This window comes from Mucilaginibacter sp. NFX135 (assembly GCF_048565145.1).
In the GTDB taxonomy this organism is placed as follows: Bacteria; Bacteroidota; Bacteroidia; order Sphingobacteriales; family Sphingobacteriaceae; genus Mucilaginibacter.
Genome location: NZ_CP183412.1, coordinates 522,754 through 543,447 on the forward strand (window position 1 = coordinate 522,754; position 20,694 = coordinate 543,447).

The 20,694-nt window shown below is 44.1% G+C and carries 18 protein-coding genes; 8 read left to right on the forward strand and 10 right to left on the reverse strand.

Annotated elements, in window-relative coordinates; translation table 11 throughout:
- The first annotated feature begins 13 nt into the window (after nucleotides 1-13).
- The 3 genes from ACNURT_RS02270 (at nucleotide 14) to ACNURT_RS02280 (ending at nucleotide 2,664) form a co-directional block, all read left to right on the forward strand.
- Nucleotides 14-1,366 (forward strand): TolC family protein, encoded by a 1,353-nt coding sequence (locus ACNURT_RS02270; protein ID WP_419700368.1) that lies wholly within the window; start codon nucleotides 14-16, stop codon nucleotides 1,364-1,366.
- 66 nt (nucleotides 1,367-1,432) lie between these two features.
- Nucleotides 1,433-1,813: a response regulator gene (locus ACNURT_RS02275; RefSeq protein WP_370995789.1), complete on the forward strand. Its 381-nt coding sequence runs from the start codon at nucleotides 1,433-1,435 to the stop codon at nucleotides 1,811-1,813.
- Complete coding sequence (locus tag ACNURT_RS02280; protein WP_419700369.1) at nucleotides 1,810-2,664, forward strand: BadF/BadG/BcrA/BcrD ATPase family protein; 855 nt, start codon at nucleotides 1,810-1,812, stop codon at nucleotides 2,662-2,664. The genes ACNURT_RS02275 and ACNURT_RS02280 overlap by 4 nt, the downstream gene beginning before the upstream one ends.
- 94 nt (nucleotides 2,665-2,758) lie before the next feature.
- On the opposite strand, the gene lnt is transcribed toward ACNURT_RS02280, so the two are convergent.
- Together lnt and rsmI are read right to left on the reverse strand one after the other, a co-directional pair.
- Entirely contained in the window at nucleotides 2,759-4,387 is a 1,629-nt protein-coding gene (gene lnt, locus ACNURT_RS02285) for an apolipoprotein N-acyltransferase (protein ID WP_419700370.1), read from the reverse strand.
- A gap of 179 nt (nucleotides 4,388-4,566) precedes the next feature.
- Nucleotides 4,567-5,289, reverse strand: coding sequence for a 16S rRNA (cytidine(1402)-2'-O)-methyltransferase (gene rsmI, locus ACNURT_RS02290; RefSeq protein WP_419700371.1), 723 nt, complete (start codon nucleotides 5,287-5,289; stop codon nucleotides 4,567-4,569).
- Nucleotides 5,290-5,400: 111 nt separating this feature from the next.
- Here rsmI and serS point away from each other — a divergent pair, with 111 nt between their 5' ends.
- On the forward strand, nucleotides 5,401-6,672 hold the full coding sequence (gene serS / locus ACNURT_RS02295; RefSeq protein WP_419702106.1) for a serine--tRNA ligase: 1,272 nt from the start codon (nucleotides 5,401-5,403) through the stop codon (nucleotides 6,670-6,672).
- Nucleotides 6,673-6,931: 259 nt separating this feature from the next.
- On the opposite strand, the gene ACNURT_RS02300 is transcribed toward serS, so the two are convergent.
- The 4 genes from ACNURT_RS02300 to ACNURT_RS02315 form a co-directional block, all read right to left on the reverse strand.
- Nucleotides 6,932-7,915, reverse strand: a complete 984-nt coding sequence (locus tag ACNURT_RS02300; protein ID WP_419700372.1) for an NAD-dependent epimerase/dehydratase family protein — start codon at nucleotides 7,913-7,915, stop codon at nucleotides 6,932-6,934.
- 172 nt (nucleotides 7,916-8,087) lie between these two features.
- A complete protein-coding gene (locus ACNURT_RS02305) occupies nucleotides 8,088-8,318 on the reverse strand; it encodes a hypothetical protein (protein ID WP_370995794.1) in 231 nt (76 codons plus the stop codon).
- 73 nt (nucleotides 8,319-8,391) lie between these two features.
- Nucleotides 8,392-8,757 carry a response regulator gene (locus ACNURT_RS02310; RefSeq protein ID WP_370995795.1) on the reverse strand — a complete coding sequence of 122 codons (366 nt, stop codon included), beginning with the start codon at nucleotides 8,755-8,757 and terminating at the stop codon, nucleotides 8,392-8,394.
- Between the two features lie 194 nt (nucleotides 8,758-8,951).
- The gene (locus ACNURT_RS02315) at nucleotides 8,952-11,198 is read right to left on the reverse strand and encodes a transglycosylase domain-containing protein (RefSeq protein WP_419700373.1); all 2,247 of its coding nucleotides are present in this window, start codon (nucleotides 11,196-11,198) and stop codon (nucleotides 8,952-8,954) included.
- 117 nt (nucleotides 11,199-11,315) lie between these two features.
- Between ACNURT_RS02315 and ACNURT_RS02320 the strand changes: the two genes are divergently transcribed.
- The 3 genes from ACNURT_RS02320 to ACNURT_RS02330 all read left to right on the forward strand — a co-directional run bounded on the left by ACNURT_RS02320 (nucleotide 11,316) and on the right by ACNURT_RS02330 (nucleotide 13,555).
- Nucleotides 11,316-12,395 carry an Mrp/NBP35 family ATP-binding protein gene (locus ACNURT_RS02320; protein ID WP_419700374.1) on the forward strand — a complete coding sequence of 360 codons (1,080 nt, stop codon included), beginning with the start codon at nucleotides 11,316-11,318 and terminating at the stop codon, nucleotides 12,393-12,395.
- 128 nt (nucleotides 12,396-12,523) lie between these two features.
- The gene (locus tag ACNURT_RS02325; protein ID WP_419700375.1) at nucleotides 12,524-12,802 is read left to right on the forward strand and encodes a NifU family protein; all 279 of its coding nucleotides are present in this window, start codon (nucleotides 12,524-12,526) and stop codon (nucleotides 12,800-12,802) included.
- 60 nt (nucleotides 12,803-12,862) lie between these two features.
- Nucleotides 12,863-13,555 (forward strand): hypothetical protein, encoded by a 693-nt coding sequence (locus ACNURT_RS02330; protein ID WP_419700376.1) that lies wholly within the window; start codon nucleotides 12,863-12,865, stop codon nucleotides 13,553-13,555.
- A gap of 115 nt (nucleotides 13,556-13,670) precedes the next feature.
- Here ACNURT_RS02330 and def read toward each other — a convergent pair whose 3' ends face one another.
- Nucleotides 13,671-14,243: a peptide deformylase gene (gene def / locus ACNURT_RS02335; RefSeq protein WP_370995800.1), complete on the reverse strand. Its 573-nt coding sequence runs from the start codon at nucleotides 14,241-14,243 to the stop codon at nucleotides 13,671-13,673.
- A 23-nt stretch (nucleotides 14,244-14,266) separates the two neighbouring features.
- Nucleotides 14,267-15,493 carry a M16 family metallopeptidase gene (locus ACNURT_RS02340; protein WP_419702107.1) on the reverse strand — a complete coding sequence of 409 codons (1,227 nt, stop codon included), beginning with the start codon at nucleotides 15,491-15,493 and terminating at the stop codon, nucleotides 14,267-14,269.
- A 154-nt stretch (nucleotides 15,494-15,647) separates the two neighbouring features.
- Here ACNURT_RS02340 and hpt point away from each other — a divergent pair, with 154 nt between their 5' ends.
- Nucleotides 15,648-16,184 carry a hypoxanthine phosphoribosyltransferase gene (gene hpt / locus ACNURT_RS02345; RefSeq protein ID WP_419700377.1) on the forward strand — a complete coding sequence of 179 codons (537 nt, stop codon included), beginning with the start codon at nucleotides 15,648-15,650 and terminating at the stop codon, nucleotides 16,182-16,184.
- A gap of 166 nt (nucleotides 16,185-16,350) precedes the next feature.
- On the opposite strand, the gene ACNURT_RS02350 is transcribed toward hpt, so the two are convergent.
- Both ACNURT_RS02350 and mfd read right to left on the reverse strand, forming a co-directional pair.
- Nucleotides 16,351-16,875, reverse strand: coding sequence for a transposase (locus tag ACNURT_RS02350; protein ID WP_419700378.1), 525 nt, complete (start codon nucleotides 16,873-16,875; stop codon nucleotides 16,351-16,353).
- Between the two features lie 294 nt (nucleotides 16,876-17,169).
- Nucleotides 17,170-20,526: a transcription-repair coupling factor gene (gene mfd, locus ACNURT_RS02355; RefSeq protein WP_419700379.1), complete on the reverse strand. Its 3,357-nt coding sequence runs from the start codon at nucleotides 20,524-20,526 to the stop codon at nucleotides 17,170-17,172.
- Between the last annotated feature and the right edge of the window lie 168 nt (nucleotides 20,527-20,694).

A 20,694-nucleotide genomic window follows, 5' to 3' on the forward strand; every position in this document is an offset into this window, starting at 1 on the left:
AATCAAAAACCAAATGCTAAACTTTAAATCCGAAATCGAACATCCGAAATCCAAAATCAGGAAAATAGTTTTCTGTATTTTTTGCAGTCTGGTTTTCAGCGTAACGGCCTGGGCTCAGGATGCTCCTTTGCTTACGCTGAAGGAGGCTGTGGAGATAGCTCTTAAAAACAACTATAATATCAAGCTGTCGCAAAATAATTCAACCATCGCGGCAAATAATGTTACGCTGGGTAATGCCGGTGTTTTGCCGCAGCTCACCGGCAATTTTGCCACCAACAACAGCAGGCAAAACACCAAACAAACACGTAATGACGGCACGGTTAATAATATTAATGCCCATAACTCCAATAATAGCTATGGCGTAAATCTTAACTGGACCATTTTCGACGGCTTTAATATGTTTGCCAATTACGATCAGTTAAAAACCGTTGATACCTTAAGCGCTATCCGGCTAAAGGATACCATCCAAACCACCGTTGCCAATGTGATCACTACTTACTATGATCTCATCAACCAAAACGAGCAGATCAAAGCGCTCAAAGGGGCTATCGATATTTCGCGCACGCAATTGCGTTATGCTAACGACAAATATAAAGTTGGCCGCGCATCGGGGCTTGATGTATTAAACGCGCAGGTTAACCTCAATACCGATACGGCCAACCTGGTTACGCAATACCAGCAGTTCAAGGCTGTCAAAATACAGCTCAACCAGTTATTGATCCGCGACCTGCAAACCGATTTTACCGTAGCTGATACCATCCTGATTGATGATAAACTAACCCTTGCCGAGATCATTAACAGCGCCCAGTTACAAAACCCGGCCATTTTATCGGCACAGATCAATAAGCGTTTAGCCGAAATTAACCTGAAACAGGTGCGCTCAACCCGGTATCCGCAGGTAGGTTTAACCTCGGGCTATACTTTTTCTAATAGCAAAACACCGGCGGGTTTTACGCTGTCGCAAAATGTGCATGGTTTAAATTACGGGTTGACCGCCTCTATTAATATTTTTGATGGCTTTAACCAAAACCGACGCGAAAAGAACGCGAAAATACAGATCGACAATGCCAATATCAGCGCCAAACAAACCCGGCTGAACGTAGAGGCGCAGATCAATAACTTTTTTGTGAGCTATTTATCTGGTCTCGACCTCATTAAACTGGGGCAGGCTAACGTTACCATAGCTAAAAAGAACCTGGATATATCATTAGAAAAATATAAGCTGGGTAATATTACACCTTTGGAGATCAGAGAGGCCCAGCGTAATTACCTGGATGCGCAATCCAAGTTCTTTGCAGCTCAGTATCAGTCAAAACTTGCAGAGGTTACTTTAAAACAGATCACCAGCAGCATTAATATTAATTAAGTACTAATAAGTATTTATTTATAGCGTATGTTTCTTAAATTGCTTTAAAAAGCTATTTTTGAAACAATGTTAAATCCCTACAAAACCTGCCTGTTGATTGATGATAATTACATCGACAACTTTGTTACGCGCAGGATTTTGGAAAACAGTAACTTCGCTGAGCAGATCATTGTAAGACAATCGCCAGCCGAAGCTATAAATTCGCTCCGGGAGGGTACTATAAAACCAGATGTTATCTTTTTAGATGTACGCATGCCCATGATGAGCGGTTTTGAGTTTTTAGAGGAATACGATACGCTTTTGATCAATAAAAAAGATATTAAAATATTTATGCTTTCTTCTTCCCTTGATCCAACAGATAGGAAAGAGTCGGTAGGAAACAAGTATATTACCCAATTTATACATAAGCCATTAACAGTTAAAGCGCTCGAAGAAATTTGTCCATGATCTTAGTTGCCGATAGCGGATCTTCCAAAACAGACTGGCTGCTCAGCCTCCCAAAGCAAGAGCCGGTATCATTCAAAACCGCCGGATTAAACCCATATTTTTTAACCGAAAAAGAAATAGCCAAAATAATACAGGACCAGGCACCTGATATGGTAGCTTATGCTAATGATATTTCCGAAATATATTTTTTCGGAGCGGGCTGCTCCAGTCCAGACAGGCATGAGATCGTTTCCAACGCGATCAGCCAGCTGTTCACCAAAGCCTTTATCAGTGTCGATAGCGATCTTTTGGGTTGTGCCTACGCTACCTGCGGGCACGAAAAAGGCATTTGCTGTGTGATGGGTACCGGATCAAACATCTCCTACTTTGATGGCGAGAACATCCATGATGGCCAGCATGGCCTGGGTTTTGTTTTAGGCGACGAAGGCTCCGGCACCTGGTTTGGCAAAGCGCTCATTACCGATTTCCTGTATGGCAATATGCCCGCCGATATCAATGAGGCGTTTGACAAAGCATATGGATTGAATAAAGAGATCGTGATCAAGAACGTATATCAGCGGCCCAATGCCAATACCTACCTGGCTTCGTTCTCGCGTTTTGTAAGCGAAATAAAAACCACCCCTTACGGTCAGGAACTGCTGGAAAGAGGCTTACTGGAATTTATTGATACCAACATCAAATCGTACCCCGAATATCATCGTTACAAATGCCATTTTGTAGGCTCTATCGCCTATTTCTTTGCGGAAGAATTAACAGCCCTATGCCATCGGCACGGTGTAAAAACCGGCAAGGTGATCAAGCAACCCATCAATGATCTGATGGCCTTTATTTTGAAGAGGAACGAGGAGTAACACATTGGTTCATTGGTTCAATAGTTCATTGGTACTTATCAAACGGGTCGGCTGTCAGCGAATAGCTCCTTTGCAAATTTATAATAAGACAGCTTTATAAAGCAGCAATCTGTTTCTTCCTAAACCTCCCCTTCACTACAATAAATCCGATCAGCAAAACAGCTATAAAACTTCCGGCTTTGGGTAGGTAATCGCCGTGCTCTGCATAAAAAGTAAGCTCTGAGTTAAGGTTGATATCCTGTTTTATGGCAGCCTGGGTCCACCATTTGGTTTGCTGTATGATGTCGCCGCGCTGGTTAATGAAAGCCGAGATCCCCGTATTGGCCGATTGAGCCACCCAACGCCGGGTTTCAATAGCCCGCAGCTTGGCGTAATCCAGGTGCTGATCTTTACCCGATGTATTTTCCCACCAGCCATCATTGGTAATTATGGCAATGAACTGCGCCCCTTTTTGTACCGAACGTGCTACATAACCCCCGAAGATAGATTCGTAACAGATCACCGGATCGGCGCCAATACCACTTTGTGAATAAACTACCCCTGCATCAGGCTGACTGCCATAAGCGCCCGTGGCCCCGCCCAGGTGTTCAAATACCGGCTTTAAAAATGATAACGCGTTGCCAAAAGGTAAGGCTTCGGCGCCTGGAACCAGTCGCGATTTATGATAGAACTGCACATTGCCACTGTTTTCAATCGCGATAGCCGAGCTAAAATTATCCGCGAATACGCCGGGCTGCTGTGTGGGGCTGGCCGTTGGGGTAGCTTGTGAATTATAGAAACGGTAGGTTTCGCCCCCGGTTATCAGGGTGCTGTTTTTGTATTTGCGTAAAAAATACTGCGCCTGTTTAAAGTAAATATTGCTGTTGATACCATCCTCATTCATATACTCCGGAATGGCGGTTTCGGGCCATAAAAAAAACTCGGTATTGGGCTGGGCTACACTCCGCGACAGGTGGATCATGATATCGATCTGCAGATTGGCAGGGATATCCCCCTCCTTTCCATAAGGATCAATGTTGGGCTGAACCGCCACCACGTTCGATGGATTTTTCTGCTCAGTATAATTGTAATAAGTGTATAACGAAAAGCTAATCGGCAGCAAAATAGTCAGTACAAACGCGCTGATCAGTTTTAGTCGCAGCTTTTTTGCCTGTGCCTCACGTAAGCCCACATAAATTAAAAAAGCCAGTATGTTTATCGCCCATACCCAAATGGTGCCGCCATAAACACCGGTATACTCATACCATTGGATCCATTGGTGGCTCACCGCGAACCCGTTACCCAAAGTCATCCAGGGAAAATTCAGGTCCCAGCTCTGGTGCAGGTACTCATAGCCTATCCATAAACAAACCAGACCAGCTAAACTCCAGCCCCGGCTGGTTATCAGTCGTAAGCGATAATATAACCAACAAGCCAGGGCCATGAGCAACGGCCCCAGCGAATACGGGATTAGCGTAATGGGAATAGCCACAAGGTCACCCACTATTTTCAGGGCGTTGTACACCCAGTAAACAGAGCCTACATTCCAGATAAAAAAACCAATAAAGGTTACGTTGAATATTTGCCTCCCCTTTTTGGCCGATGTGGATTGGATAATGTTTTCCATCGCCAGCAGTATGGGCACAAAACCAAAAAACAGCAAAAAGGTAGTATAAGGCGTAGGCGGCCATGCTATCCACAGCAGTAATCCGGAAAGTATGGCTAAAGGAAGATTTTTTTTCATTTGTTATTTATATCATATCGGTTTGGAAAGAAAACCCCATGTCATTGCGAGCGTAGCGCGGCAATCTCCTCGCGTTCTCATTCGTGAGAATAGCTACGAGATTGCCACGTCGTTCCTCCTCGCAATGACATATTTTTTTGTTTTTAAAGCCCTCTCCTTTGGAGAGGGTTGGGTGAGGTCTATTCCTCTTCGTCTTCTTTATATTTATTTTTTGATGTTTTAGCTTCGGCGCCTGCTACACAAATCACAAACTCGCCTTTTACGGGGTGCGTTTCAAAATACAGCTTTACCTCGGCTACGGTACCGCGAACGGTTTCCTCAAACATTTTAGTGAGCTCGCGCGATATGGACAATTGGCGATCGGCACCAAAGTACGTGGCCATTTCGTCGAGTGTTTTCAGTAAACGATGCGGCGATTCGTATAGTATTATAGTGCGTTCCTCTTCGGCCAAAAATTTGTAACGGGTTTGGCGACCTTTTTTCAGCGGTAAAAACCCTTCAAAACAAAACTTATCTGTAGGAAAGCCTGAGTTAACCAGCGCAGGCACAAAAGCCGTAGCACCAGGCAGGCATTCTACCGCGATATCAAATTTCAGGGCCTCGCGCACCAGGTAAAAACCCGGATCGGATATGGCCGGCGTTCCCGCATCAGATATCAGGGCGATGTTTTTTCCTTCCAGCAAAAATTTCACGATCTCGTTGGATGATTGGTGTTCATTATGCTGATGATGCGAAAACACTTTCTGATGAATATCAAAATGTTTCAGCAATGGCGCCGATGTGCGCGTATCCTCGGCCAATATCAGGTCGGCCTCTTTCAAAATACGTATGGCCCTCAAGGTAATATCCTCCAGGTTGCCTATTGGGGTGGGTACTAAGTATAGTTTACCTTTTTCGTTCATGGTTGTATGGCTCGTAGTTCATAGATGATAGTTCATGGTTCAAGAACAAAAAACCATGAACCATGAACTATGAACCATGAACTAATTATATCTTTGCCTAAAAATAAAATAATGCTGCAAGTTAGTTATATCCGCGATAACCGGGAACAGGTTTTGGAACGTTTGGCTGTAAAAAATTTTAAACAGACCGAACTGGTTGATGAAATAATTCAGTTAGACGATAAACGCCGTCAAACTCAAACCAGTATGGATAACGTTTCGGCCGAGGCCAATGCTGCCGCCAAACAAATAGGCGATCTGATGCGCGCGGGTAAAAAAGACGAAGCAGAAACCATTAAAGCCAAAACAGGCGCCTGGAAAGAGGATATCAAAAAGCTGGGCGATCAGCTGGCTTTTATAGAAGAAGAATTATATCAAAAACTGGTATTATTACCCAATCTGCCACATAGCTCCGTACCCAAAGGTTTAACCCCCGAGGAAAACGAAGTGGTATTGGAAAACGGCACAAAACCCGCGCTGCCTGCCGATGCCTTGCCGCACTGGGAACTGGCCGCAAAATATAATTTGATCGATTTTGAGCTGGGTGTTAAAATAACCGGCGCCGGCTTCCCTGTATATAAAAATAAAGGCGCAAAACTACAGCGTGCCCTCATCAACTTTTTTATTGACGAGGCCGAAAAAGCGGGCTACAGCGAAGTAAGCGTGCCATTGATGGTGAACGAAGCATCTGGCTTCGGCACATCACAATTACCGGATAAGGAAGGGCAGATGTATCATGTTGGTGTTGATAATTTATATCTGATACCAACAGCCGAAGTGCCCATCACTAATATGTACCGCGATGTGATATTGAAAGGTGAAGACCTGCCGGTAAAAAACTGTGGTCATACACCATGCTTTCGCCGTGAGGCCGGTTCATACGGCGCGCACGTACGCGGCCTGAATCGTTTGCACCAGTTTGATAAGGTGGAGATTGTGCAGGTAGTACAGCCCGACCGCTCCTATGAGGTTTTGGAACAGATGAGCGCACACGTACAGGGTCTGCTACAAAAACTGAGCTTACCTTACCGAGTATTGCGCCTTTGTGGCGGCGATATGGGTTTTGGCTCTGCTTTAACTTACGATATGGAAACCTGGAGCGCCGCGCAGCAACGCTGGCTGGAAGTATCATCCGTATCCAACTTTGAAACTTTCCAAAGCAATCGCCTTAAACTGCGTTTCCGCAATACCGAAGGTAAAACCCAGCTGGCCCACACTCTCAACGGTAGTGCATTAGCGTTACCCCGCATTGTGGCTACCCTGCTGGAAAATAACCAGACCGAAAAAGGCATCAGGATACCGGATGCATTGGTACCATATACCAGGTTTGAGTGGATTGATTAAATAACCTCCTTCAATTTACCCGATTACTCCACGCGTCATTGCTATAATAAAAGAACAAATATTCCATACGAGCAGGTACGACGTAGGCAACTGAACGAAGGGAACCCTGAGGAATATAGTTGGGTCCGATATAAACTCAGGGCCCATTTCAAGAGGCCCTGAGTGGGTTTATATATAACATACAGGAATACATATTTAAATTACTGATTAGCAGCTATATAGATGTTAATCATAAAAAATACAAACCCGCTTTTTGTAACTATTCAACAGGATAGGGCCCCTGCTCAAAAACAGTATCATGGTAGCCTTTGTTGCCAACTTCGCGGGATAGGGGGCTTCTGAAATCCGTACCTGCGCTAAGGCATTTCAGTACATGGGCAAAATCATATTTGGGTCGCCATCCCAGTTCATTAAGGGCCCGGCTGTTCACATAAACCCGGTCAATATGCGGGAACATGGTCCACTGCTGGGTGGCGAAGAGTTGTTCATAATGCGGGAAGAGCCGTTTGACTATCGCCGGGGCATTGGTGTGAAGCATGGCTAAATCCTCCTTTGTAAATGGTGTTGTTGCCGAAATGATATAACGCCCAAACTTAATAGCCCGGGCTTTTTCAATCGCCAGGATATGCGCGTCAACCACGTCTTCCATTTCTACCCGGCGATACAGCAATTCGTTGGCTTGTACATTTGGCGCGCTGTATTTTCCTCTTACCGCGGCATCATCATCTGCTTCCGGGAAAAACCGCGATGTTCGTAATATTACAACACCCAGGTTGTGTTTGCGGGCAAACATTTCACACAGGTTTTCGGCGGCTATTTTGGTTACACCGTAAATGTTTTTGGGTATGGGCGTTACCTCTTCGGTGATCCAGGCCGCAGGCTCACCGGGAGCGGGATTCATAGCCGCGCCAAATGTACTGGTAGTGCTGGTATAAACAAAGGCGCTTATCCTGGCAGCTACAACTTCTTCCAGCAATATTAGCGTGCCCGAAACATTGGTGTCAATAAAATCATGGTTGGTATGGGTGGCGATGTGCGGTTTATGCAGCGTTGCAGTATGGATCACCGCCTGTATATCTTTGAGGCAACCGCGGATAAAATCCCTGTCTGTTATTGACCCTACATGATCTGTAAAAGCCGAAGCTTTGATATCCACACCCCGTGCCTGCCGGCCCTGTGCCTTCAAGGTTCGCAAAATGGCTTCACCCAGATGACCGGCGCTTCCGGTTACAAGAATACTCATGAAACAAAAATACCAGGTTTACTTTATAAAATCAATGAAGCGCGATAAATGCAGGTTTACAGACGCGATAAAAAAGGGCCAATGATCCTTAGTGAAGGTTTGTATAGGAAAAATCAGATTATGTAGCGTTTATTCTACGTATAGCTGACCGGGAAAACTCATAGAAGAATAATTACATCCTGAACCGCAGGGATACAGACCGGCCTAATGCCTGAGCCAATTCCGGATCAATCAGCGGACCGTCTCCCTGTTGTATCCATGCTCCGCGGATATCTTTTTGAAGGGTTATTTTTTCGCCGTTTAATAATATTTCAAGCTCTGTAGTGGCTTTACTGATCGGCGTTGTGTTTATCTGGTAAACGTGGTCGGTATCGTTATATGTTATTCGTAGTGGCAGACCCATCTTTTTCTCCTCGGGGTAAATATACAATTGTTGTAGTTAAATCGGGCATTTTAAAGAAAACAGTGGAGGATGCTCAAGCGACCAATTGGTGCCCAACCACTTCTATCAGGTTATTTATACCAAAGGGTTTGTGCAAAATATCATCAGGCGCACCTTCCTGTTTTAAAAGACCTTCGGTGTCTTCAATGTCGGTGCAAATAATTACAGGGAGCGTTTGGGTTTCTTTATTCCATTTGAGCAGGCGGCATACATCTATACCATCTATACCAGGTAAAACAGCATCAAGAATAATCAAATCCGGATGGTTTTGGCGGATACTGCTAAATATATGAGTGGCATTGTCAAGGGTAATTACCTCATAGCCATTACTGGTTAATATGTATGCCATTACCTCCACCATCAGGCCATTGCGGTCAACTATCAGTATTTTCTTTGCCATGATCCTAATTCGTCATGGAAACAGGTATGCAAAGGCCATGCCATTGATTCCCTTGGTTTTACGAGAAGGGTGCTGCGGGGCAAGATATAAGAGTCAAGAGTCAGGAAAGGCCTTTGTTATAGCCTTAACTCCTGGTTCTTGACTCTTAATTATATGTGGATGAACATCTAATTTACAGCGGCACCATGTACAAGCTATAAATTGGCCTTTTGCTTCAACTCGTCCTCTTTATCATCCTGCTCTTTTCTCAGGCGCCGTTTTTCCTGTCTTATGTCTTTCCGGGTTTTGCCCGTGGTATCAATATTGTCTATTTTTAATTTATACTCCTGTTTCAGAGCCTCAATTTGCTCTTTTAATTTCTCCTTAGCGCTTTTCTCCTTTATCTTTTCCTGTTCTTCTGCTTTTTTAGCCGTGGTATCTTTTTTACCAAAAAGACGCTGAAAGAAGTTTGGTTTTTTTACCGGGTCTTCCAATACCGGCATCACTTCATTGTCGTCGCTTTGCTTCATCAGGCTATCGGCAGTAGCCGTATCCACCGGCGCGATACTCCGGCGCAGGCTTTCCCGCAGACGAACGCTATAAAAACCGTATGCGTTGGTATCCCGTGCCGTATAACCTTTTTGTGCCATTAATTTACCGATGAGATTAAAGTACCCATGGAGGCCGGGACGAAGCGTGCCATCGGGCTGAAAAGCGTATAGGCCACCCTTTGGATAGGGTACAATACTGGCCAGGTAAATACTTTCGCCCAGGGTAAGTTCTGATGGCGATTTGCCAAAATAATAATGCGAGGCTTCTGATATACCGTATATACCGCGTCCCCATTCAATAATGTTGAAATAAACTTCCAGCATCCGGTTTTTGGTCATGATGCGGTTGTTCTCGATGATCCAAACGATCAGGATCTCTTCAATTTTACGGGCAAGCGTTTTTTCGCGACTTAAAAAGGCGTTTTTTACCAGCTGCATAGATATGCCGCTACCGCCGCGTTTAAACTTTTTAGTTTTAAAATCGGTAACCAGCGATTTACGCAGAGCTTCATCCACAAAACCGTGATTGGTATAAAAAGACGGGTCTTCGGCCGTCATTACAGCATTGCGCAGATTGGGTGATATTTGTTCCAGTGGTGTAAATTCCGGGTTTTCGGGCCCAATGACATGCGGCGACATGGCTTTGCCTTTTTCATAAGGGGTGTAAACAAATGTGCTATTTAGCTTGGTCAGGTCGGTTTTGCCATACTTCACTATCCTGAAATTATCCTTGCTCAGGCGCGAATCAAATTGAAGGTCATCGGGCTTGGATGAATCCATATAAAAATTGAGCGCATAGTTGAGCTTGCCCGCAACCTGTATACCATTCAGGGCATCAAACATCCCGGATGGGAAGGAGTCGAAAATATCTGGAGCGTTTAACCAGCCGGTATTGATCTTAAGCTCATATATTTTTACAGGGTTCAGCGTGTATTTGATGAAAGGATGCGCGGTAAGCTTTTTAATATGGATAAGCGATGAGCTGTCGACAGATACATAATTGCTGCCTACAAATACATTAGCATCGATGGATGCATCAGGGAACACAATGTTATCTGATGATAAGCCAGGGTGATTAATAAGAAGATTGTGCACCGCCCAGGAACCATAAATTTTTGTTTCGCCGCCGCTGTGCTCCACCTTGGTAAGCCGGGTGCTGATGGTATCGAAATTTAATACAAGCTTAAACTTTTTTTGGATGATAGGCAGCTCCACTTTTTTGCCATCGGCATATAATTTTACGTCGATGTCCTTATCCGATGGGTGCATTTTACCAGCGATATGCCAGGTGGCGGCGCCATTATCCACATCAATGGTCGAGGTGAGGTTGCCGTCTTTAATCAGGGCGGTTTTGGCCAGTAGCTTTAACCTGGTGCTATCGTCCCTAAAAGAGATCAGAAAATTATTCAGGTGCAGGTTATCGGGTATCTTGTAAAGCACTTCGTTAATCAGATGATCGGCCAGGTCGGCCAGGTCAACCTTATCATGCGTGGCGGTAGTATCTTTTTTCTTTTTAAACAGGAAATCGAAGTTTTTAACCCCTTTTACGCTGGTGAGGTTTATAAAGCCATCCTGCAGCGAAACATCCGCCAGCTTAATATCGCCAACAATAAGCGGTAACAGCTTTACACTTACCACCAGGTTCTTGATATTCAGTAAACTATCGCGCTGTTCGGGCACTATCGAGATATCAGAGAATGCTACCGTACTGGAGCCCGTAAAATGGGCCGAACCTATTTTTACATCTAAATTATAATCCCTCCTGGCTTTTGCTTTAGCTTTGCTGATAGCTTTTTGAAGCAAGGCCTCGCGCTTGGAATAGGCAATATAGCCACCTATTAAAAGGATAAGCAATAAGGGGATCAGTATAAATGCGGCTATGCGTATGTATTTAGGATTAAGACGCTTCATGTGTAAATTTTTCCAAAACTAAACTAAATCTTATCCCCTGCAAACGGTTGTTTCTGCAAATTGTTTCTTTAGCAAACGCAAATCAACGACCTGTTTTCATAAATTTGCCATAATATTATGATAATTACCAAAGAACAAGTTTTACAAGCCCTGGGCAATGTGGAAGAACCGGATCTGAAAAAAGACCTGGTTACGCTGAACATGATACAGGATATTCATATAGATGGCAACAACGTTAGCTTCTCGGTGATACTGACCACGCCGGCCTGTCCGCTGAAAGCAATGATAGAAAATGCATGCCGTAATGCTATCACTCACTTTATAAGCAAAGAGGCGGTGGTGAACATCAATATGACCTCGAGGGTTACCTCTCAAAAAAATACCGGCGTTCCCGGCGTTAAAAATATTATAGCGGTAGCGTCTGGCAAAGGTGGTGTTGGTAAATCAACGGTAGCGGCAAACCTGGCATTGGGCCTGGCTAAAGCCGGAGCGAAAGTGGGTTTGATAGACGCGGATATTTATGGGCCATCTGTCCCTATTATGTTTGGTTTAGAGGGCGCACGCCCCCAGGCCAGCGATGTTAATGGCAAAACACGAATTGAGCCGATTGAAAAGTATGGCATCAAATTGTTGTCCATAGGTTTTTTCACAGATCCGAATCAGCCCGTGCCTTGGCGCGGACCGATGGTATCAACCGCGGTAAAACAATTGTTTAATGATGCTGACTGGGGCGAACTGGATTACCTGGTAATAGACCTGCCACCCGGAACCGGCGATATACATATTACGGTTACACAAACTTTCCCCGTTACAGGAGCGGTAATTGTAACTACGCCGCAAAACGTGGCACTTGCCGATGCTAAAAAGGGAATAGGCATGTTTTTAATGCCTGCCATTAACGTGCCGATACTGGGCGTGGTCGAAAACATGTCATACTTTACACCTGCCGAGCTGCCCGAAAATAAATATTATATTTTCGGACAAGGTGGCGGGCAAAAACTGGCCGCGCAATTGGATGTACCATTTTTAGGAGAAATTCCGTTAGTAAAGAGTATAAGTGACTCTGGCGATGCGGGCAAGCCAACCATACTGGAAGAAGATGGGATAATGACACAGGCTTTTTTGGAAATGGCCAGCCGCGTGGCACAACAGGTAGCTATTTCAAACGCGAAAGCAGTTGGTTCATTAGTTCATTAGTTCACAGGTTTTGTTTGTGTCTGATGATTAATTAGGTAAGATTACATGGTTAAGACCAATGAACTAATAAACAGATGAACAAATAAACAAATTGTTGTAACTTTACTTTATATTATAATTTAGTTAAAATGAGTTTATTAAGTCAAGTAGAGACAGCCTTAGATACCATCCGTCCGTATTTGGAGACTGATGGCGGGAATGTTTCGATTGAGGAGATTACCCCTGAAGGTGTAGTTAAATTAAAACTGTTGGGTTCGTGCGGTTCATGTCCCATGAGCATCATGACGCTTAAAGCCGGCATTGAACAGGCTATTAAAAAAGCCGTTCCGGAAGTAACCGGTATTGAGGCTATCAACCTAACAGACATTGACGACCCTAACGCGGTGCTCCCTGAAAATTTGAGATAATGTTAAGTATTGTTAAAATGCCGGTCTTATTTGCTGCATTAACGTACTTTTGTTAAAGTTTTGAAACTTTTTCCGGGCGTAGCCTGTAATATATCCGGAAAAAGTGATTGGTATATGAAATATCTGATAGCCATATTATTTTTATTTGCGACAATTGGGGCCTTTGCACAAAAGCATGATGACAGGCCCGTTGTGCAGTTTACAGGTGTAGTACATAATGCCGACAGCTTAAATGTTATTGTGCCTTATGTTACCATAACCAATACTTCGGCGCATAATTCGGCAGGGCAATCAAACTATAAAGGCTATTTTTCATTTGTGGTGCATGAACAGGACACCCTGCGTTTTACCTGCGTTGGATACGGACCGGTAACGGTTGTTATTCCTTCCAATGTGCCCAATAAAAGCTACACGCTACAAGTTAATCTGAAAGCACAGATCATAAATTTACCCACATTCCATGTGTTTCCATGGGCCACTACTGATGAGTTTAAGAAAGACTTTTTAGCGGTAAAACTGGCTGATGACGACCTGGAGATAGCGCGTAAAAACATCAGTCGTACTACGCTGGTTGCTTTAGGAAACGTATTACCCCGCGATGCTCAGGAGATACAGTCAGCTACGGCCCAGAGTATGCATAACACTATCCTGAATTCGCATTCCCTCACGCCAAATCCATTGCTTAACCCATTTGCATGGGGTAGTTTGATTAAACAGATAACCGATTCTGATAATAAAAGCAGCAGTAATTAAGTCTTAAGTTCTGAGTAAGTAGTCTTAAGTCTCATTTGGGAACAATGTAGTTGAAGTCAAAAAAACATATTCGTGTTTTAACTTAGAACTAAAGACCCCAGACTTACGACTTAGCCTACCGCCCTTTTTTAACGGCCGGAAATTTCATTTTGTAGTCAACATCAACCATCCCTTTTGAAATATCGTTCAGCTTTTTCTCAATGAGACGTCTGCGCAGCGGGCTTAACTTATCGGTGAAAAGCTTGCCTTCAATATGGTCATATTCATGTTGTATCACGCGTGCGGCAAGGCCTTTGAAGGTTTCTTCGTAATGTTTCCAGTCCGCATCGTAATAAGATAGTTTTACCACGGGTTTGCGGTACACATCTTCCCTGATATCCGGTATGCTCAGGCAGCCTTCATTAAAGCCCCATTCTTCGCCGGTTTCTTCTAATATGGTAGCGTTGATAAATACTTTTTTAAAGTCTTTCAATTCGGGCTCATCATCACTAAAAACAGAAGCGTCAACCACAAACAAACGCATAGACATACCCACCTGCGGAGCGGCCAGGCCAACGCCGTGGGCGGCATACATGGTTTCAAACATGTTTTCAACCAATTCTTTGATATGCGGGTACTCGTCTGGTTCAATGGCTGTTGCTTTTTTCCTTAAAACAGGATCTCCGTAGGCGATGATAGGATACTTCATTTTACAAAAATACAGGTTTATTCTTATTTGGGTTCAAAATTCAGTGTAATTAGCTTGTCAATATCAAAAATTTCGTTGCTTATTTCCAATAACTGATCGGCTGTTACGGCATTTATTTTGGCAAAAACATCGTCCAGCGTATCAATATGGTTAAAATCAAGCAAACTTTTTGCCATTGATATGATCAGGCTCATGCGGTTTTCCTCGGCCAGGGCAATTTGCCCAATAAACTTTTCTTTGGCCTGGTGCAGCTGCAAGGTCCCCAGCTTTTGCTCGCGCAATTTTTTTAATTCTTTATGTACCAGGCGAGAGGCTTTTTCGGCTTTTTCGGCATCGGTTCCGAAGTAAATTGAAAAAATGCCGGTATCGGTAAGCGCGGTATAGTTTGACTCGATGGTGTAGGCAATACCATACTTTTCGCGGATCTCCAGGTTCAACCGGCTGCTCATACCCATGCCGCCTAACAAGTTATTAAGCAGCAACAGACCATTTTTATGTTGATGGGATGATGAATAAGCCTGGTTGCCGATGATACAATGCGTTTGCGATATCGGTTTTTTAATAATATGAATGCCATTTTGGTTGGCCAGCGGCGCTATCCTGTTTTTTTTAAGATGATGCGCAGGGATGCCTCCAAAGTATTTTTCGGATAGTTTGATGATCTTTTTAAAATCATAATTACCATGAACGGCAAATACCATTTCGGAGGTGCTGTAATTGGCCTGGATAAATGCACGGATATCGTCGCCATTCATTCTTCCAACAGATTCGGTCGTCCCTAAAATATTATTACCCATGGGATGACCTTTAAAAAGCAGTTCTTCAAAATCGTCCTGTATGGCTTCTTCGGGCTGGTCGAGGTAAGAGGCAATTTCGTCCAGAATTACGCCCTTTTCTTTTTCCTGCTCATCCTCCGGAAAAGTGGAGTGGAACAAGATATCTTCAAATAAGTCCATCGAGCGCTCCAGATGCAGGTTAAGCAGCGACGCATGTATACAGGTATATTCTTTTGTGGTATAAGCATTCAGATCGGCACCTACCAATTCCAGCCGATTTAAAATTTGGCTGGTGTTGCGCCTTTCGGTTTCTTTAAACAGCAGGTGCTCAATGAAATGGGCAAGGCCTTCCTGTTGCTCTCCTTCATCGCGCGAACCGGCATTTACAATAAAACAGCAATGGGTTATGGCAAAGGGCGCGTGTTTGTACAATATGCGGATGCCATTAAGTAAGGTATATGCCTGGTAATCGATCATGAGGTGCAAAGATACGTTATATGCAGTATAATTATTTTGGTGCTATTGTAAGCGATTTATACTATTTTAGGGCAAAAAATCGTACATGCGTATGTAATTACTTAACATACCGAGTTTAAAATGCCCCCAAACATTAAAGTAGCCCCCACTTATGAAAATTAAAATTGCCGATCTTGAATTTGAACCCCTTATCAGCGAAAAATCTATAATAGAACGTACAACAGCTATTGGTCAGCAGTTAAACGCCGATTATCAAAATAGCATTCCTGTGTTTGTTGGCGTGCTGAACGGCAGTTTTTTGTTCATAGCCGACCTCATTAAACAAATTGATGGGCCTTGCGAAATTGCCTTTACTAAACTGGCTTCCTATTACGGCGGTACTACCAGTAAGCTCAAGATACGTGATGATATTGATTTGATCATGGATATTAAAGACCGCGATGTGGTGATCATTGAGGATATTGTAGATACCGGCAATACGCTGCATTACCTCATTGATAAATTGAAACAGCGTAACCCGGCATCTATTGCAGTATGCTCTTTATTGTTGAAACCTGCAGCTTTACTGAGCCCTATTGAAGAGCTGAAATATGTAGGCTTTGAGATTGAGAACGAATTTGTAGTAGGCTATGGCCTGGATTACCAGGAAATGGGCCGGAATTTGAGAGATATTTATAAGAAGGTGTAGTTTGAAATTCGGAATTGGGATGTTCGATTTCGGATTTGAACTATATGAGGTCATCCGAATTTATTTCGGGATCTCATTTGTTAAGTATTCCACGTTTATGGTGTTTGCCATGCATGTTGGATGCCTCCTTTCCCCGCGGTTTGTGTCCTCACAAACCGCTTTGAAATTACTCATAAATCGTCATGTAATGAGTTAGCCAATTAAATTTTGGATCATCCTGCTCATAGAAAGAACAGGATGAAAAATAATAGTTGTTAGGATCGTCAGCCAGGTCCCAGTGTTTCTGCAATGGATTAAGATGTAAATAATCCAATTTTTGCTCCAGCATTTTTCTGTCAGCTATTTTTATAGGCAATGAATTCCGTTGCCAAAATTGATAATTTCTGCTATTGTGATCCGTTTTGAATCTTCGGAGAAGCTCATCGCTGTCCTCCCGGAGAGCTTCTAAAAATTGATGTCCGGTAAACTTCATAAAACTGGCATGTGGCATTTCCTTGCCATTCGTTTCCAGGCATTCCCATATCAAGTGTATATGATTAGGCATAATTACAAAACCATAAACTTTTATTTTTCCTTTTTTAATAAGATATATCAGGCTCTTTAACACAATGTGTTTAAACTTTTCCGTACGCAGAAGTGGTATCCAGTCAAGAATAGTTGCAGTATAAAAGTAAACGCCATTTAATTCCATAGATAGAAATTAAGAAAAATAGTGGCAAGGAAGTAAGCAAGCTGCCTGTGAGGACACAGGCAGCGGTGAAAAAATGGTTTACCCCCCGGTTTGTGTCCTCACAAACCGCTTTTGCCTTGAAGTGGAAAAAATAAATGCCATTTAATTCCATGGATGGAAATTAAGAAAAATAGAGACAAGGAAGTAAGCAAGCTGCCTGTGAGGACACAGGCAGCGGGAAAATGATGTTTTAATTATGCGCCGCGGTTTGTGTCCTCACAAACCGCTTTTCCCGCAAAGATAAGGGGTTGTGGATTAATCAACCCCGACCATACCCGCTATCTCACTCAAAAACAACACTGCCTGATCAATACTGTTTACGCCTTCAATACTCAGACGCAGGGTGTTTTTTACTTCTTTGAGGTTTGTGCGGCGCATATTGCTTTGTACAAAGGTGAGCACATTGCGGAAAGCATCCGATTCAAAATAGGCCGATTGCTGGTTGCTGATGAAATAGCCTCGCAATACATTCTTTTTAAGCGAGATCTTTTCAAAGCCGATAGCTTTGCCCAGCCATTGCATCCGCATGGTGTTGAGTAGATCGTTAACCTGGGGTGGTATTTTGCCAAAACGGTCATGCAGCTGTTGCTGAAAAGCAGATAGTTCGGCCTCGTTCTCGAGCTTGGATAGTTCGGTGTACAGGTTATAGCGTTCAGAGATATTGGTCACGTATTCATCGGGGATCAGGATCTCCAGGTCGGTATCAATCTGGGTAAAGGAAATGAATGGACGGGGTTTATCATCCGGGAAAACGCCTTTAAATTCATCTTCTTTCAATTCCTGTATGGCCTCGTCCAGGATCTTGTGGTACATGTCAAACCCGATCTCGGCAATAAAACCGCTTTGCTCGGCGCCAAGTAAATTTCCGCTGCCACGGATGTCCAGATCGCGCATGGCCACGTTAAAACCACTGCCCAGGTCGCTGAACTCCTCGATGGCACTCAGACGTTTGCGGGCCTCGCTGGTTAATGTGGATAATGGCGGGCTTAACAAATAACAATAAGCTTTTTTATTGCTTCGCCCCACACGACCGCGCATCTGGTGCAGATCGCTCAGGCCAAACATGTGGGCGTAATTGATGATGATGGTATTAGCGTTCGGGATATCCAAACCGGCTTCAATAATGGTAGTAGCCACCAGCACATCATACTCGTGGTTCACAAATTTCAGCATCACATCTTCCAGCGCGTCGCCCTCCAGTTGCCCGTGAGCTATGCCAACACGTGCCTTGGGTACCAGTTTATGGATCATACCACCCAGTTGCGGCAGATCGGCCACGCGGTTATGAATAAAGAACACCTGTCCGCCACGTTCCAGTTCAAACTCCACGGCCTCTTTGATCAGCGTATCGTTAAATACATGCAGCTCCGTAACTACCGGCTGCCTATTTGGTGGCGGGGTAGATATGATAGAAAGATCGCGCGCCCCCATCAACGAAAAGTGAAGCGTACGCGGGATAGGCGTAGCGGTAAGCGTCAGCGTATCCACATTGGCACGCATTTGTTTCAGTTTCTCTTTGGTTGATACGCCGAATTTTTGCTCCTCGTCAATGATCATCAATCCGAGGTCTTTGAACTTAACATCCTTGCTCACCAGGCGGTGTGTGCCGATAATGATATCTACCTTGCCTTCCTTCAGCTTCTCTAAAGTATCCTTGATCTGCCGGCTTGTTTTAAACCGGTTAATGTAATCAATATTGGCCGGAAAGCCCTTGAGCCTGTCAGTAAATGTTTTGTAGTGTTGAGCGGCTAAAATAGTAGTTGGTACCAATATGGCCACCTGCTTGCTATCAGCCACGGCCTTGAATGCTGCACGTACGGCAACTTCGGTTTTGCCAAAACCCACATCCCCGCAAATCAAGCGGTCCATCGGGTGCGGCGATTCCATATCCTTTTTAAAGTCGGCAGTGGCTTTTTCCTGGTCCGGTGTATCCTCGTAGAGGAACGAGGCTTCCAGCTCGGTTTGCAGGTAGCTATCGGGCGAAAAGGCATTCCCTTGCTGGGCCTTGCGCAGGGCGTAAAGCTTGATCAGGTCGCGGGCTATGTCCTTAACTTTTTTTTTTGTTGTTTTCTTAAGACGTTCCCAGGTATCGGTTCCCAGTTTATTCATCTTGGGCACAGTACCTTCTTTGCCGCTGTATTTGGATATGCGGTTAAGCGAGTTGATGTTCACATACAGCAGATCGTTATCAGCATAAATCAAGCGGATCATCTCCTGCTGTTTACCGTTAACCTCTACTTTTTCCAGACCGGCGTATTTGCCTATACCGTGGTCAATATGAGTAACGTAGTCGCCGGGTTTCAGGTCGCGCAGTTCTTTGAGCGTGATGGCCTGCGAGCGCTGGTAACCTTTTTTAAGCTTGTATTTATAGTAGCGGTCAAATATCTGGTGATCGGTATAGCAGGCCAGTTTTTGTTCATGGTCCACGAAACCTTCGCGAATAGAAACGCTGATGGGAGTGAATTTTACGGTCTTGTCGAGATCGTCTAAAATAGCATATAAACGCTCTACCTGCCGGGCAGAATCGGTGAGGATAAAATTCTCGATCTTATCGGCCTCGTTGTTTTTAAAGTTGTGGATCAGCAGCGTGAAGTCCTTATTGAACGATGGCTGAGGTCGCATATCAAAATTGATAGAGGCCGTAGGCTGATAGAAGAATTGTTTACCAAATTCCACCACCGGGAAATCAAATAGCTGGTCGGCTATCAGCTTTTCATCGGTAAAGCCAAACTTAGGGTCAATCCATTCAGGGTTCTGCGTTTTTTCTTCGGCAGAGAGCGCCTTCCACAGGTTTACCGCCTTTTTAAAACCAGTTTGAATAATGTCCAGCGTAAACTGTACGTCTTTTATCCATACCTGGGTGCCGGGCTCCACATACTCCAGCAGGGATATATTGCTTTCTGTTAAAAACTTGGATTGTACATTGGGTACAATGGTAATGCTTTTAACCTGCTCAACAGACAGCTGGCTTTCAATCTCGAACGTGCGGATCGACTCAATAAAATCGCCAAAAAACTCCACCCGGTAAGGCAGGTTGTGTGAAAACGAGAAGATATCAACAATGCCACCACGTACAGAAAATTGCCCGGGCTCGTACACAAAATCAACCCGGTCAAAATCATACTCAATTAAAAATTCATTGATAAACTCAATGCTCAGCTTGCTGCCAACGGCTATCTCGAGGGTGTTTTTTTCCAGCGATGAGCGGTCGATCACCTTTTCGGCAAGCGCTTCCGGGTAGGTAACAATTAATTGCCCAAACTCATTAGAGTGATTAAGCTCGTTGAGTACTTCGGCACGGGCCAGTACGTTGCTGCTATCGGGCTGCGTAAATTCAAATGGCTTTCGATAGGATGATGGAAAAAGTAAGGCTTCTTTACCGGTAAGGTTTTCCAGATCTGCCTGAAAATAGCCGGCCTCTTCACGGTCGGGCAGTACAAATACCATGTGCTTGTGCTGCAAAAAATACAATGCTACCGCCATGGCCGAATCACTTGACCCGACTAAACCACGTAGCTGTATTCTTGGATTTTTGGAAGCGTTAAGGGCTGTTGCCAACGCTTTGATCCTGTCATCAGCTTTGTATCTGTCTAAAATATCACGGATGTTCAAAACTGATGCAAATGTACGGAAAAAGATTTGTGGAGAGAAGGGAGCAAGGATTTTTGGAGCAAGGACCCAGGGAACAAAGATTTTTGGAGCAAGGATTGAGGGAGCAAAGATTTTTGGACCAAGTAATAAGGATTTAAAGAGCAAATGATTTTTATATGTTGTTTCGGA